The sequence below is a fragment of the Planococcus sp. 107-1 genome, assembly GCF_021513255.1.
GTDB lineage: Bacteria > Bacillota > Bacilli > Bacillales_A > Planococcaceae > Planococcus.
In genome coordinates, this window is sequence record NZ_CP090977.1 from 2,890,849 (window position 1) to 2,905,277 (window position 14,429).

Below are 14,429 nucleotides of genomic sequence, written 5' to 3' on the forward strand. Positions count from 1 at the left end.
TTCCTAAACTTTGATAATTACATTTTGTCCGCCATGTCTCCCGCTTTGTTCCAGCGGTTCCGAAGGAGAACCGAAACGCTTGTTAAAAGAACGAATACCGCTACGGCTCCTGCAATAATTGCCGGGTTCCCGCTGATAAAACTGCTGCCCAAAAAGTTTAATGCAAAGGTACCCGGAATGATCCCGACAACTGTAGCGACTGAGAAAGGGAGAAACCGTACTTTTGCAATTGCAGCCGAATAGCTCACCAAGTCAAAGCTGAATCCTGGAAATAGGCGCAATGCCAATACGTAAAAAAAACCATTGCGCTCCATCTGCAATTGGATTTTCTTCATATTTTCCGGCCATTCTCTTTTGCCTAAACTTATACCTAATTTTTTAGTTGCCATAAAGGAAAGCATCGCGCCGAGCGAAGCTCCGATTATGGTATAAAAAGTTCCCATCCACGGGCCGAAGGCTAAACCTCCGGCTATGGACAGGATTGAAGCAGGAAAAAACACCAATGGCCTAACCGTGTAAACTGCTATATAAATAAGCGGCGCTGCAATTCCAAAAGAAAGAATCCAGCTGCGGACTTCATTTACATCAAGTTGAAAGACTGAGCGGCTTACCCAATAAACCGCTGCAATCGCTAAAATGGCTGCCAGCCACAGAAAAACCTTTGGAAATTTCAAGTGGTTCATGCGTTTCTTGTATGTGTAGAAATGCTGAAATAGCGGTTTCTCATTTCATTATAGCGTTTGCGGTTAACGCCGGCATCTGAATAGCCTACGCGAGAAGCGGACCGGAACTCAATCTGCTGTGCTGCATCATTGAAATAAAATTCGATATCGTCTTTGAATTTCATCGTTTTGGATCTTGCCACTGCATAAACGTAATTGTCGTCTTCTTGAAGAACCGTAACGCCTTCAAATCCTTTCAACATTCCCATCAAATTCTTCTTCGCTTGGCTCTTGCTGCCATTGTACGGCAAAGCCGCTACATATTTCTCAAGATCCAGCGCTTGGGAGGAAACGGCGTTTGGCGTAGAAGGAACTTCCTTCAATCGTCCACCCTCAACCCCTAGCTTGGGTTTCACATTGTTTTTCACAGCCATTGTAGCCACAGCGGATCCTGCTGCTATTGCTGCAGTCGCCAACAAGCCTTTAGCCGTCACTGGGTTTTCTCCATCTTTCGCTTTATTGAATGCCTTCACAACCGGTTGGTTCAATAAATTATCCACGTAGACTTTCTTGCCGATTTTCACCAGCACTTCGCTGTAAGTCGGATACGGGTGAATGACACCGGATAATTTCCCTAAGTTAATATGAAGCGTTTTAATGGTTTGAATTTGGCTGATGATTTCGCCGGCACGATCTCCAAGCACACTTGCGCCTAGGATAAAGCCTTTTTTATCCAGAATGATTTTCACTTTTCCGATGCTGTCTTTCTTGGTGTTTGCACGGTCTAGATGCGCATAGTCATGCTCGTATATCCGGATGGAATCCCCATATTTTTCACGGGCTTCTTCTTCTGACAGACCAGACCGGCCTAATTCAGGATCCGTATATGTACACCACGTCACATGTTCGTAATCCATTTTTTTATTGATGGGCAAGATGGCGTTTTGCGTTGCCGTGATTCCTTGCGTGTTAGCCATATGGGAAAGTTGATAAGGGCCGACTACATCACCGATTGCATAGATCCCTTTAGCCGTCGTTTCCAAATGGTCGTCAACTTGAATGCTTTTCGAATCGTATTCAACACCCGCTTTATCGAGCCCATAGCCTTCTACATTCGCTTTTCGGCCAAGCGCTACGAGGAGGCCTTCGCCTTCCACTTTCATTTCTTTGCCGTCTTTGTCGATATGCAATGTGATATTTCCGCCATTCTGTTCCGCTTTCACAGCTGTTGCCGACGTATGAATCATTACCCCTTCATCAATCAATCGCTGCTGCACCATTAATACCAATTCTTCTTCGTCTTTCGGCAAAATCCGTTCCGATTTTTCCACTAAAGTGACTTTCACGCCTAAACGGTTCAAGGCTTGGCTTAATTCGACGCCAATTGCTCCGCCGCCTAGAATGGTCATCGTTTTCGGGAAAGACTCAAGCGTAAAGATCGTTTCATTGGTTAAATAGTCTACCTGATCCAACCCGTCAATTGGCGGAACCATTGGCGATGAGCCTGTAGATAAGATGAATTTCTTTGCTTCCACCCGCTCGCCGTTTACTTCAACAGCGTGGGAATCCAAAAATTTCGCGTAGCCATTGATGAAATCAATGCCGGATTCCTGTAAAACTTCCGGCGATTCCCCGTCGTATACTTTTTGGATGATTTCTTTAATATCCCGCAATACCTTGGCCGTATCCACTTGAAGATCCGGCGTATACTTTTTCGCATGATGGACTTCTTCTGCAATATTGATCAAAGACTTGCTTGGGATACAGCCAGACCATGTGCATTCTCCCCCTGGAAGATTTTTATCAATAAGCACCACTTTTTTTGAAAATCCAGCGGCTGTAAAAGAAGCTGTCAAACCTGCCGCTCCTGCTCCAATGACTGCAATATCGTATTTTTTTACCATTTCTGATCATTTCCTTTCTCTTATCCTTTTTTATTTGATTGACTTAACAATTCGTATTTCTCTGATCCTTTTTTCCGTAGCCGGAAGCAAGATTAGAGGTTTGAAAAGAAAAGCTATACTATACTAAAACTATCTTAAAAACGAAAAGGTGAAATCCATGCTTGATACCCATGCCCGAAAACATGTTCAACCCATTGTCGAGAAGACAACCGATGCCCTACTAAAACTGGGCTTTACAGCTAACGGCGTAACAAAAATAGCCTTTGCCATCGGGATATCATCCGGCCTCCTCATTTACTTGGATAAGCCTATCCTCGCGGTCATCGCTCTTTGGCTGTCTGGATATCTGGATGTTGTTGACGGCACGATGGCACGTAAAACGAAGCCCTCGCCTTGGGGTACTCTGCTCGATATCAGTTTTGATCGTTTGGTGGAAATCGGAGTGATTTTGGGGCTTGCTTTTCGCTTTCCCGATTCGATGTGGGCATTGCTGCTCCTATGTGCTTCCATTGTCATCGCCATGACCATCTTCCTGACAGTCGGTGCCTTATCCGACAAAAAAGGAATGAAGTCCTTCTATTATCAAGCTGGTTTGGCTGAACGGACAGAAGGCTTTATACTCTTTACCCTAATGATTCTTTTTTCAACATATTTAACAGCAATTACGCTAATTTTTTTCGTGATCCAGATTTTCACGATTTCTCAACGGCTGGCAGAAGCTAAGCGGATTTTGAAATAGGAAGCGAGTGGATGAGATGAAAACCCTCTTGATGGTCGGCGGCGGCCATGCCCATCTATACTGTTTGAGGCAATTGGTTCTTGAAGGGCTGCAGGATGTGCACATAGCCTTGATCTCCCCTTCCCGCTTCCAATACTATTCCGGAATGTTTTCGGGATTTGCTGAAGCGTTTTACGAACTGGAAGAAATCCGGATCGATCTTCAAAAGTTGAGCGAAAAAGCAGGCATAGATTTTATCGAGGACCGGATTGTCCACATCGATCCTGACAATAAAGAAATGATCGGAGCCAAAGGCCAGGTTTATACATATGATGCGGCCTCGTTTGATATCGGTTCTGAAACGGCTGTGCCGAATGAATGGAAAGATCTTGTTTCCTCCGTTAAACCCAACTTCCGTTTTTCAGAAACCGTCACTTCGTTTCGTGAAAGCCTCTTCCCGGCAGTTGTCGGGGGCGGTGCTTCCGGGGTGGAACTGGCATTAGCTGTTTTAGCATGGCGGAAACGGCATGGCTATTCTGAAAATGTCATCTTAGCCAGTTCTTCCCCTTTACTCGCTGCACAAGGAAAGCACATTTCAAAAAAGATCGAAGCGATCGCCAAACGCAAAGGGTTGCAGGTTCTTTCCAGTCAAACCGTGAACAATATCGATGAACAAAGCTTTACAACGAGCAGCGGCCGAGTATATCACCGGTCAGAAATTCTTTGGCTGACGGGGCCTGCAAGCGCTGCATTGTTCCGGAATTCCAAATTGCCGATAGACTCTTCCGGATTTTTATTGCTCAACGAATTTTTGCAGAGTGATGCCTACCCTTCTATTTTTGGTGCTGGCGATTGCGCAAGCATAAAATCTTATCCTTCTCTTGCCAAAAATGGTGTATATGCTGTTCGGCAAGGTCCCTTGCTTTGGGGAAATCTGAAAAGTTTCCTTTTCAACCAACCGCTAAAACCGTTTGTGCCCCAATCCCGTTTTCTATCTATCCTTTCTACTGGCAATCGGGAGGCTTTGCTTCTATATGGCAAACGATCAATTCACGGGAAGTGGCCCTGGATTTTAAAGCAGCGAATCGACCGCAAATTTATAAAGACGTATCAAAAGCTCTACAAGTAAATGCGAAATCAACATAGATGAAATTAGAGGCACCCTTTTAAAGGGATGCCTCTTTTTGAATTGTTTCGAAATCATCCCATAAATAATTAAATCTTTTTAAAATTTTCTGTTATTTATTATTCACTACCTTGCACTGAACAGTACCATATGATATATTGTTCTATATTCACTACTGCACAATGAATAATAGCTAAGAAAGGAGTGACTTAACATGAATGTCCAATTTAAAAAGGGTGTCTTAAATTTATGCGTATTGGTATTGCTGGAAAAGCAAGATCGATACGGGTACGAGTTGGTCCAAAAAATATCAGACCGCATCTCCATTTCGGAAGGGGCTGTATACCCTTTATTGCGAAGACTGACGAAAGAAGGCTATTTCACGACCTATTTGCAGGAATCTTCCGAAGGCCCTCCGAGAAAATACTACACCTTAACAGAAGCTGGCCGAACTTATCTTACAGAGCAATTAACGGAATGGAAAAGTTTTACCGAAGGCGTCAACCAATTGATCGAGGAGGGAATTTCCAATGACTGAACACCAATTTCTTTTAGAACTAGAAGCGGCTTTGCAGCCATTGCCAAAAGAAGAACGCAATGACATTTCTCAGGATATTCGCGAGTACTTTTCAAATGGCAGGCGTGATGGAAAACAGGACGAAGAAATCGCTGCTGAACTTGGAACGCCATCAGAAATCGCCAAAGAATTGATTGCCGCTTTTGACTTTAGCCAAGTTGAAGAAAAACCGAAACCAGTAAACCTATCGAAAGACGAATTCGATAAAGTCGATATACAAATCGATAACGGCACATTGGAAATCGGATTATCCAAAGACGGGGAAATGCATGTGGATGTTGAAGATAAAGGCTATAACCAGCAATTATTTGTTGATATCCTAGACCGGACATTGGTCATCACTTTAAAAGAGGAAGTAAAAAAATGGGGGATTTTCAGTTTTACGATCAATACAAAATCGCCGCAAGTACGCGTTCAACTTCCCTCTAAACTATACGATTCATTGAAAATAATAACGGATAACGGGAGAATCTACGGCGCCGATCTGGAAAGCATTATTTTATCCGCCAAATCGGATAACGGCAGCATCTGCTTTGAAGATGCCAAAACAGCCGATTTGAATATCCGTTCTGATAATGGGGCTTTGAAATTAAAATCGTGTCGGACAGAGAAAGTTGAAATGAAATCGGATAACGGCAAAATTGAACTAGAGAATATTGCTGCGGAACAAGTCAGACTCAAATCCGATAATGGCAGCATCTTAATGGACAATGTCGATGGAAAAATTTCAGCAGAAAGCGACAATGGCCGAATCAGGCTGTATACGTCTAACCTTGATCGGGACATCACTTTGAAAACGGATAACGGCGGCATTACCGTTGAAACTTCCGAAGAACCGACGAACGCTTCCATCCATGCCCATAAGGATTATGGAAAAGCAAAAATTTTCGGCGTAAAAAGCAACCATACTGTATACGGTGCTGGCCAAAACTCCATCATTCTAAAAACCGATAATGGCAGCATCGAAGTAAAAAAATCATAAGCTTTCTGTTTCAGCCGCTGAATCCCAGCGGTTTTTTTTGTCACGAATGGATAAAATGCTTGATTTCCTCCAATTTCCGCTCTGTATCTTGATAGCCTAATTCATAGAGTTCTGTCAGCTTTTCAACATCCCGTTCCATCCCCTTCATTTTTATGAATCTTGAAGGTTGGATGACGATTGCTTTTCCTTCCTCTTCCAGCTGCTCGATAAATTCCATTGTTTCGTTGTAGCGGAGATACCAATTTTCCATACTTTTGATGATGCCAGGGAACTGGCGGTAAAGAGCCGGCATTAAACGAGCGAAAGAGTTCCTTTTTTTCCGGTAGCCTTTTTCTTTTGTTAACACGATAATCGGTTTTGCCACTCCGTCCTCAAGCGCTTTTCGGATAGGGATTGGATCTGCAACGCCGCCATCCATTAACAGGCGGCCTTCAAATTCTACAGGCTTTGCCATAAAAGGCAAGGAACTGGATGCCCGGACAATGGACAAAACATCTTCCGGATGATCCCGTTTTGCAAAATAGACGGCTTCGCCTGTCATGCAGTCGGTGGTTCCGACAACAAATTCTTCCGTCGCTTTTTGAAAGCCAGCATAATCGAACGGCACAAGCCGATTTGGTATTTCATCAAAGATTAAATTCATGCCAAACAACTCTCTTTTCAACAATAAATTCTTTACCGAAATATAGTCAGGGTGCTGGACATAGCCGATGGTGACTTCACGGTTTCTTCCCATTTGACGGGAAACATAAGACGCGGCATTGCATGCTCCTGCAGAGACGCCAATGATATAGTCCACAAAAACTTCTTCCTCCAGAAACCGTTCTAAAACCCCTCCTGTATAGACCCCTCTCATGCCCCCACCTTCTAAAATCAACCCGCTTTTCATGGTACACCGTCCTTTCTTGTGCAAAAAAAGCCGGCAAATTTTGCCGGCCTGCTTTCACCCTATTTTCTTGATTAATTCCGGCCCATTGTTTTTCGGGGAATTTACCGCTTCCGAAACTTCATAAGCTTCCATTTCCTCTGCATTAAACGGTTTCAATAACTCTCCAAGTATCTCCGGATCTTGCACTTTTGGATCCAGCCATATTTTCTCAGCTTCTTTCGTTAACACCACAGGCATACGGTCATGGATGGTCGCCATCAAATCATTCGGTTTGGTCGTTAAAATCGAACATGTATTTACCGTCTTTCCATCCGCGGACTTCCAGGATTCCCATAAAGCCGCAAAGGCAAACGGTTCTTCCGATTTCAACTTTATGCGCATCGGCGTCTTCCCGGAGTCATTCCGCTGCCATTCGAAGAAAGAATCCGCTACTACAAGACAACGTTTTTTCTTGAACGCATTGCGGAAACTCGGCTTTTCAGCTGCAGTTTCCGCTCGTGCATTAATCATTTTATAGCCCACTTTTTCATCTTTGGCCCATGGCGGGATCAATCCCCATCTAAGCAAACCCAGCCGGTTTTTCGAGCCATCGTTAACGACGGCCAGAACTTGGTGGCTTGGCGCAATATTATAGCTTGGTTGGTAGTCCTCTTCAAGGACAGTTGCTTCTTCGATGTCGAAACGCTGCAATATGGCATTGTAGTCCGCATATAACGAATATCTTCCACACATATTGAACCCCTTCTTTCAGCGAAATGCTGTTTCTTATCATTTAATATAACAGAATTGTCTGTTTTCTGTTATTTTAATCTTTCTTATCCGCTTATACATTGACCGCATCCCCTGTAAAAAAACGATACTGGTTTTTGCCGTAATTTTTTGATTCATATAAAGCAAGGTCCGCTTTTTTATATAAAGTTTCCGCATCATCATTTTCTTGGCCGAAGGCGATGCCAATACTGACCGTAACATCAATTGCATCTGTCCCCGGCTCTTGGAGCATCAGGGTCCGCATTTCACGGATCAAAAGCGAAGCAGTGCGTTCGATCATTTCCTGATTCGCCTCCGGAAAAATAACCGCAAACTCATCCCCGCCAAGCCTTGCTGCTACAATTTCTTTTCCGGCGTGGTGCTGGATGATTGCGGCTGTCCGCATTAAAAAACCGTCTCCGCCGTCGTGGCCAAGAAAATCATTGACGAGCTTAAAATTATCTAAATCCATCATCATCAAAACGGGCTTGCTGTCTTTTTTCTGCAAAAGTGTTTTCAAGCTGTCATCAAATGCCGCCCGGTTTTTAAGACCCGTTAAGCTATCATGGAAGGCTAAGTAAACCGGGCGCGCCAGCCAATGGGCAATTAGATAGGAAAGAATGATTGCCATTGCCAAAATGAGGAGCAGCGACCAAATGAAGTTTTGCTTGTATTCCAGCGACATCGCTTTCAGTTCTTTATCATTTCGGACCATTTCAATGATCCGCTGGACTGGCATTCCTTGGCCATTCAAAGCCGTATAAGGAATATAGCGGTAGAACGCTTTCTCGCCTGCCCATTCCCCTTCAGCTTCCACCGTCTTTCCATTCGCTATGATATTTTCAAAAATCGCCTTTTTGGAATCGTCAATAACTGGATTGCCGCTGTCTTCGATGGTTCTGGCACCATCAACCAACGAACCGTCTGTTTCATAAATTTGTATGTCATCCAATGAATCGTGGGCAGAAACCAGTTCGTCTGCAGCAACCAAAAAGTTGAACGTGCGGTATATGGTTTTATCACTTAAAGAATAGGCGAGAATAAATAAATATTCATGATCTGGTGAAGGCACATAGCCATACTTCTTAATTTCCCCATCTTTTTGCTGAAGCTTCATAGCGTCCTCCACAAAAGTTAAGCCATTTCGCCGTTCATTGAGAATGGGAAAATACTGTTCATCCACTCGTTCTTCCACGGATAAATCCGTGCTTCGGACCATCTTATTTTGGTCATCAATTATATAAATATCCATATTGAACTTCTGCTTTAAGACAACAAAATCCCAGCTCTTTACATCCGGATTCTCTGAATAGCGTTTAAGCAATTCTTCGCTATTCCATTTCATGCGGTCTGTAATTTCCGTATCAAACAATTCGTAGGCGCCGTCTACAGATTTCAATGCATTGACAACTGTTTCCTCTACTAATTGCAGTTTCTCAGAATGTTCTCTCCCAGCAAGCTTTTCCATTTGTCGAAAGTTTAGGAAGGCTATAGAAAAAGAAACCATTATCGAAAATACAAGAATGATTAACGTTAAGCGTATTTTGAAATTCCGGATCATTTTATAGCCCCCTCTCACTAATTCAAAACTACCAAGACTATTATACTATCTAATTTACAAATTAGAACGATTTTTATTTTGAATTTTCCACTTTATTATTATGCCTCTTTCTTTTTTTAATTCTTATAATCAAGAAATTATTTTTCGGCAACGAAATCTTTGATTTTCATAAAAACTTCAAATCTTTTGGCAATACTTTAGCCCATTAGACGTAAAAGCCTAACGAAACGGCTGTCTTTGCCCCTTTCCGAACGAAAGAGTGGTATAATATAAATATCATTAGTTTTAATAGGAGGAATTACATGGCTACTGCACGAGAAATGAGTCTGGTCAATAAAGATTTTCTGATAGAAGAACTTGGGCTGAAACAGCAAGGAAACTCAACTATCTTTACGAACGAAGATTGTTTTGTATTATCGCCGTCGGTTCAGCGTTACGAAAAGGGATTTGATATCAGTGAATTCAACTTGGCTAAGTTTGATCCTGAGCGTCAGCAAGGCTTTTTGATCGTACGGTATATGGATACCTTTTTAATGGCAAAACTTGAAAGTTTCCGGACAAAAATGATGCCTCCAGAATTGCAGATCAAAAAGAAAAATACGAAGCCGCATTGGAAGTTCACTGTCGCTGAGAACCCTGCTTACCATCTGGTGAATACGCAAAACAAAGAACTTCGCTACCGGCTGCAAGAGCCTTCAAAAAAGCAAATCATTTCATTCTTTAAAAAAATATAAACCTGTCCCGCAATGAACGATATTGCGGGATTTTTTTGTAAATAGCTGCATAATAATTGCTGCCTCCCATTTTCTTTCCATTAAAAAAGCGAAGCATCCATTTCGGATGCTTCGCTTTCTCGTTTAGTTCTCTTCCGACTCACCGATTGGATTTTGTTCATCGCCAATTCCTTCATTGCTGTGAGCCCCTCTTTTTTCCATTTCTTCGCCGTCTTCTGCAGATTCTTGCTCAATGCTTTCGTACTCTTCGCGCTGTCTCCGGTTTCCTTCTTGTCGTGGATGTCTGCCATTAGAAAAATCATCTTTGCCCATAATTTTTCCTCCTTTACCCATTTTGTAAGAGTATTCCCGTCTAAACTTCTATAAAACAACGATTTCCTTAAAAATAAGAAAGGAAAATATCATAGCCGAAATAGACGACCAAAACAGAAAGAGCTGCAAAAACAAAGTACTCGACTGTCCCCCCTGTGGTTGTAGTAACCGGAAAGCGAACCGTCACTTTCAGCGGGAAGAATAGCTTAATGCCATTCTTTGTTGCCATGTCCAATACATAATGGCTCGCCATGCCGACAAGCAGCCCCGCCGTAATCGCCTCGTTGGCGGTAAAAGAATTAAATAAGATGGCAATCAGCACTAAAAACAAAAGGCTGTGCGTAAAAGTGCGATGCCCGAATAATTTATTGACCACTTTTGAAAGAAGCGGAAACGTTCTTCCAATTTTACTGCCTCCGTGGCAAATATCCGGCAAAATTGCACCTGCCACTCCAGATATGAGCAGAACGACAGGATCATAATTTGTGATTTGGGCAAAAGCAAGACTTGCTGCAATACCGCCTGTGATGTGTGTTTTCCCTGTCATGCGCTATTATTCCCCTTTTTTTAGAATGTCTATTTCATTATACGCAAAATGGGGTATGGTGTTGATATAGAAAATAATAAAGGAGTCGAGGGAATGGGAATTCATAAGTTTTTTACTTCATTAAACGATTTGGAGCGGATTATCCGCGCGCCCGGAAGATTCAAATTCGAAGAACACAATGTAGCGGCGCATTCATGGAAAGTCAGCCAATACGCATTGTTCTTCGCTACGATCGAAGAACGCGATGGCCAAACCATCGACTGGAAATCCTTGTATGAAAAAACGATCAACCATGACTTTGCCGAAGTTTTTATCGGAGACATTAAGACACCGGTTAAACATTCATCTCCGGAATTAAAAGAAATGATTGCGAAAGTCGAAGAAGGCATGATGGAAAAATTCATTTTGCGCGAAATTCCCGAAGAATTTCAGGAAGTGTTTTTCGATCGGATGAAGGAAGGAAAAGATGCAACCATTGAAGGGCGCCTGCTTGAAATGGCTGATAAGCTGGATCAATTCTATGAGTCGTTTGCGGAATTGAAAAGAGGCAATGCGGACAAGGAATTTGTCGCCATGTACCGCATTGCCTTAAAAAAACTGTTGGCCATCCCGTTAAGAGCAAGCGTCACTTATTTCCGTGAAGTGATGCTTGACGATGTAATCAGCGAAGAAACCGTCATTGATATTAAAGAGATCACCCGCCAAGTGCTCGAGGATTAAAGGGAGTTCCTTGTGTATTTCCGAGTTAAATTATGTTAAATTTATAATAATACCAAAAAACCTCGGAGGTGAATCCCTTATTTAAGGGAATTTATTGGACCCCATACTTTTATTGAATTTAGCTTTACTCGTTTTATTAATTGCGTTAACCGCCTTTTTTGTCGGCGCAGAATTTGCCGTCGTTAAAGTCCGGATGTCCCGCATCGATCAATTGATTGAAGAAGGCAACAAGAAAGCTGTCCTTGTAAAGAAAGTCGTCGGTGACCTGGATTACTATCTCTCAGCTTGCCAGCTGGGGATTACGGTTACGGCACTTGGACTCGGTTGGCTCGGAGAACCGACAATCGAACGGCTCTTGCACCCTCTTTTTGAAACGCTCGGTGTACCTAATTCTGTTTCTATTGTGATTTCTTTTGTTTTGGCCTTCTCTCTTGTGACTTTCTTGCATGTAGTCATCGGAGAAATGGCTCCAAAATCATTGGCCCTTCAATTCGCGGAACGCATGACTTTGCTTTTGAGCCCTCCGCTGTACTGGTTCGGCAAGATCATGTCGCCATTCATTTTCATTTTGAATGGGTCCGCTCGCGTATTTCTGCGCATTTTCGGAGTTCAGCCGGCAAAAGAAGAACAAGCCCATTCAGAAGAAGAGTTGAAAATCATCATGGCCCAAAGTTTTCAAAGCGGAGAAATCAATCAAACCGAATTATCTTTTATGCAGAATATTTTTGCATTCGATGAACGCAGCGCAAAAGACGTCATGGTTCCCGCACTCAAATCATAGCGTTTCCGCAAGATTTGAGTTGTGAGGAATTGCTTGGTGAATTGCGCGAACACCGATATACGCGTTACCCGATTGCCAATAATGGCGACAAAGACGATTTGATCGGTTTCATCAACGCCAAAGAAATTTTGACGCATTTTGCGGTGACCGGCGACGTCAAAATGGAAGAGCTTATCCACGATCTTCCTTATTTCCATGAAACGACGCCGCTGCAGACTGCACTTATGAAAATGCAGAAAGACCGCACCCATATTGCATTGGTCATTGATGAATACGGCGGGACTTCCGGCATTATCACGATGGAAGACATTCTCGAGGAAATAGTCGGTGAGATTCGCGATGAATTTGACGACGAAGAAGAAGCTGAAATTATAAAAGAAAGCGATGACCGTTACATTTTAAATGGACGCGTACTCTTGAAAGACCTTCATGAACGCTTTAATTTAGAATTTGACGACAGTGAAGACATCGACACGATTGCCGGATGGATTCAGCATCAATTGATTGAAGCTGAAACCGGTGATGTAGTTGAAAAAGCCGGGCATCGCTGGTCTATACTGGAAATGGATAACCATCATATTTCTAAAGTTGCTGTAGACATTTTAAGAGATTAAGAAGAAAAGCGAAAGCGCCTTTCTTGGGCTACTAAGAAAATCCCCTGTACATTCAGGGGATTTTCTTATGGATAAAAAGAGGCAAACTTAAGTTTTCAGCTGCTTCATGCCTAAATGGTCCCTTCTCTTGTTTGACCATTCCTCACTTATTCTATAAGATAAGAACAAATGTTCTATTATTTTATAAGGAGGGTCAATTATGAAGATAAACAAGCACCTAACGATGAATGGCCAAATTAAAGACCGGGGGTCGATCAAGTGGACAGCGATGATGCTCCCTGAACACATCCAAATGCTGCGGGATTGGCAAAAAGAAAATCACTCTAGCCAAAAGCCAGATTTGGATAATTTTGACCTGGAAGCAATTTATGATGAAATCCATCTTGCAAAAGCTCGGCAATGTACGATTGAAATCCGTGTTTGGCGTGAGCAGGCAGAAAGTTTCCTCGGAACCATTGCCGTTATCGACTTAAATACTAAACTCCTCTTTTTAGAAACGGAGCTTCAAACCGAACGAATTTCCTTTACTGAAATTATTGGCGCAAAAACTATTGAATAAGTTGCACGTAAAGCGGCATGGAAAGTTTTCCATGCCGCTTCTTTGCCTATTTAGGGTTAAATGCTTATAAGATAGGGCATATAATGAATAACTAATTTTATAACGGGAGGTTAAAGCTATGAGCAAAGCTGTATCAATCGCCAAAGAGCTGGCAGGCGAATTCAAGAAAGACCATGCAACGACGCTTGCTGCTGCACAGGCCTATTACTATCTACTTGCAATTGTTCCTTTATTAATTCTTTTACTGGCAATTCTACCTTATCTTCAATTAGATCCTGCACGGGTAATGGATTTCATCGGCACCATCCTCCCGGGAGAAGTTGCTAATACATTCCAGGATACGATTGTCAGCGTAGTGACTACCCCTTCGGGCGGTTTATTGACTTTTGGTATTCTCGGGACGCTTTGGTCAGCTTCAAATGCCATGACCGCTTTTATCGAAGCCACCAACCAAGCGTATGATGTAGAAGAAACACGCTCTTTCATCAAGTTAAAAGGAATGGCTATTATTTTAACTTTGTTCATGCTTATTGCTGTGATTGTAGCCTTGGTACTGCCGATTTTCGGTGGAGCCATCATTGACTCGATCAGTTCTTTCCTGAACTTGCCTTCGCAAACGGAAATCATCTTCCAAATCCTTCGCTGGGTCATTTCAATTGCTGTAATGAGTATAGTTTTAGCGTTTCTATACAAATTTGCGCCGAACAAACATTTTCCATTTAAGGAAGTAATCATTGGAGCTGTCATTGCTACAATTTTATGGCAAGTCGTTTCCCTTGGCTTTTCATTTTATGTTGCCAATTTCGGCAGCTACTCTGCCACTTACGGAAGTCTTGGAGGATTGATCGTCTTAATGCTTTGGTTCTTCCTTACCGGACTGATTTTAGTCATCGGAGCCGAAATCAATGCTATTTTGCATCGGCGCAAACATGTGAAGAATGCGCCTGCACAAGTTTATGAAGAATAACGTAAAACACCGGACTCGCTTGAGTC

Annotated in this window: 15 protein-coding genes and 1 pseudogene; 9 read left to right on the plus strand and 7 right to left on the minus strand. The window is 42.6% G+C overall.

Translation table 11 applies throughout. The features are described 5' to 3' along the window. Nucleotides 1-17: 17 nt before the first annotated feature. Together L0M13_RS14940 and L0M13_RS14945 are read right to left on the minus strand one after the other, a co-directional pair. The gene (locus L0M13_RS14940; protein ID WP_235197241.1) at nucleotides 18-674 is read right to left on the minus strand and encodes a TVP38/TMEM64 family protein; all 657 of its coding nucleotides are present in this window, start codon (nucleotides 672-674) and stop codon (nucleotides 18-20) included. Nucleotides 675-679: 5 nt separating this feature from the next. Then, nucleotides 680-2,566 carry an FAD-dependent oxidoreductase gene (locus tag L0M13_RS14945; RefSeq protein WP_235197242.1) on the minus strand — a complete coding sequence of 629 codons (1,887 nt, stop codon included), beginning with the start codon at nucleotides 2,564-2,566 and terminating at the stop codon, nucleotides 680-682. Nucleotides 2,567-2,723: 157 nt separating this feature from the next. On the opposite strand from L0M13_RS14945, the gene L0M13_RS14950 reads away from it, so the two are divergent. The 4 genes from L0M13_RS14950 (at nucleotide 2,724) to L0M13_RS14965 (ending at nucleotide 5,969) form a co-directional block, all read left to right on the plus strand. Continuing rightward, entirely contained in the window at nucleotides 2,724-3,305 is a 582-nt protein-coding gene (locus tag L0M13_RS14950; RefSeq protein ID WP_235197243.1) for a CDP-alcohol phosphatidyltransferase family protein, read from the plus strand. A gap of 16 nt (nucleotides 3,306-3,321) precedes the next feature. Beyond that, complete coding sequence (locus L0M13_RS14955) at nucleotides 3,322-4,413, plus strand: FAD-dependent oxidoreductase (protein ID WP_235199332.1); 1,092 nt, start codon at nucleotides 3,322-3,324, stop codon at nucleotides 4,411-4,413. Between the two features lie 211 nt (nucleotides 4,414-4,624). After that, nucleotides 4,625-4,948 carry a PadR family transcriptional regulator gene (locus tag L0M13_RS14960; RefSeq protein WP_235197244.1) on the plus strand — a complete coding sequence of 108 codons (324 nt, stop codon included), beginning with the start codon at nucleotides 4,625-4,627 and terminating at the stop codon, nucleotides 4,946-4,948. Beyond that, complete coding sequence (locus L0M13_RS14965) at nucleotides 4,941-5,969, plus strand: DUF4097 family beta strand repeat-containing protein (protein ID WP_235197245.1); 1,029 nt, start codon at nucleotides 4,941-4,943, stop codon at nucleotides 5,967-5,969. The genes L0M13_RS14960 and L0M13_RS14965 overlap by 8 nt, the downstream gene beginning before the upstream one ends. A gap of 40 nt (nucleotides 5,970-6,009) precedes the next feature. Here L0M13_RS14965 and L0M13_RS14970 read toward each other — a convergent pair whose 3' ends face one another. The 3 genes from L0M13_RS14970 to L0M13_RS14980 all read right to left on the minus strand — a co-directional run bounded on the left by L0M13_RS14970 (nucleotide 6,010) and on the right by L0M13_RS14980 (nucleotide 9,169). Then, the gene (locus L0M13_RS14970; RefSeq protein WP_235197246.1) at nucleotides 6,010-6,858 is read right to left on the minus strand and encodes a patatin-like phospholipase family protein; all 849 of its coding nucleotides are present in this window, start codon (nucleotides 6,856-6,858) and stop codon (nucleotides 6,010-6,012) included. A gap of 54 nt (nucleotides 6,859-6,912) precedes the next feature. Continuing rightward, entirely contained in the window at nucleotides 6,913-7,590 is a 678-nt protein-coding gene (locus L0M13_RS14975; RefSeq protein WP_235197247.1) for an SOS response-associated peptidase, read from the minus strand. 91 nt (nucleotides 7,591-7,681) lie between these two features. Beyond that, nucleotides 7,682-9,169 carry a GGDEF domain-containing protein gene (locus L0M13_RS14980; protein WP_235197248.1) on the minus strand — a complete coding sequence of 496 codons (1,488 nt, stop codon included), beginning with the start codon at nucleotides 9,167-9,169 and terminating at the stop codon, nucleotides 7,682-7,684. A 302-nt stretch (nucleotides 9,170-9,471) separates the two neighbouring features. Between L0M13_RS14980 and L0M13_RS14985 the strand changes: the two genes are divergently transcribed. Next, complete coding sequence (locus L0M13_RS14985; RefSeq protein ID WP_235197249.1) at nucleotides 9,472-9,903, plus strand: hypothetical protein; 432 nt, start codon at nucleotides 9,472-9,474, stop codon at nucleotides 9,901-9,903. A gap of 123 nt (nucleotides 9,904-10,026) precedes the next feature. Here the strand turns inward: L0M13_RS14985 and L0M13_RS14990 are convergent, their stop codons facing one another. Together L0M13_RS14990 and L0M13_RS14995 are read right to left on the minus strand one after the other, a co-directional pair. Beyond that, nucleotides 10,027-10,215, minus strand: coding sequence for a hypothetical protein (locus L0M13_RS14990; protein ID WP_235197250.1), 189 nt, complete (start codon nucleotides 10,213-10,215; stop codon nucleotides 10,027-10,029). A gap of 67 nt (nucleotides 10,216-10,282) precedes the next feature. Further along, nucleotides 10,283-10,762, minus strand: coding sequence for a metal-dependent hydrolase (locus tag L0M13_RS14995; protein ID WP_235197251.1), 480 nt, complete (start codon nucleotides 10,760-10,762; stop codon nucleotides 10,283-10,285). A 93-nt stretch (nucleotides 10,763-10,855) separates the two neighbouring features. Between L0M13_RS14995 and L0M13_RS15000 the strand changes: the two genes are divergently transcribed. From L0M13_RS15000 to L0M13_RS15015, 4 genes and pseudogenes are all read left to right on the plus strand, one after another. Beyond that, nucleotides 10,856-11,482, plus strand: coding sequence for a YfbR-like 5'-deoxynucleotidase (locus L0M13_RS15000; protein ID WP_235197252.1), 627 nt, complete (start codon nucleotides 10,856-10,858; stop codon nucleotides 11,480-11,482). A 94-nt stretch (nucleotides 11,483-11,576) separates the two neighbouring features. Then, a pseudogene (locus L0M13_RS15005) lies at nucleotides 11,577-12,877 on the plus strand (hemolysin family protein). 199 nt (nucleotides 12,878-13,076) lie between these two features. Beyond that, nucleotides 13,077-13,436, plus strand: coding sequence for a YolD-like family protein (locus L0M13_RS15010; RefSeq protein WP_235197253.1), 360 nt, complete (start codon nucleotides 13,077-13,079; stop codon nucleotides 13,434-13,436). 118 nt (nucleotides 13,437-13,554) lie between these two features. Beyond that, nucleotides 13,555-14,403, plus strand: a complete 849-nt coding sequence (locus L0M13_RS15015; RefSeq protein WP_235197254.1) for a YihY/virulence factor BrkB family protein — start codon at nucleotides 13,555-13,557, stop codon at nucleotides 14,401-14,403. Nucleotides 14,404-14,429 lie beyond the last annotated feature (26 nt).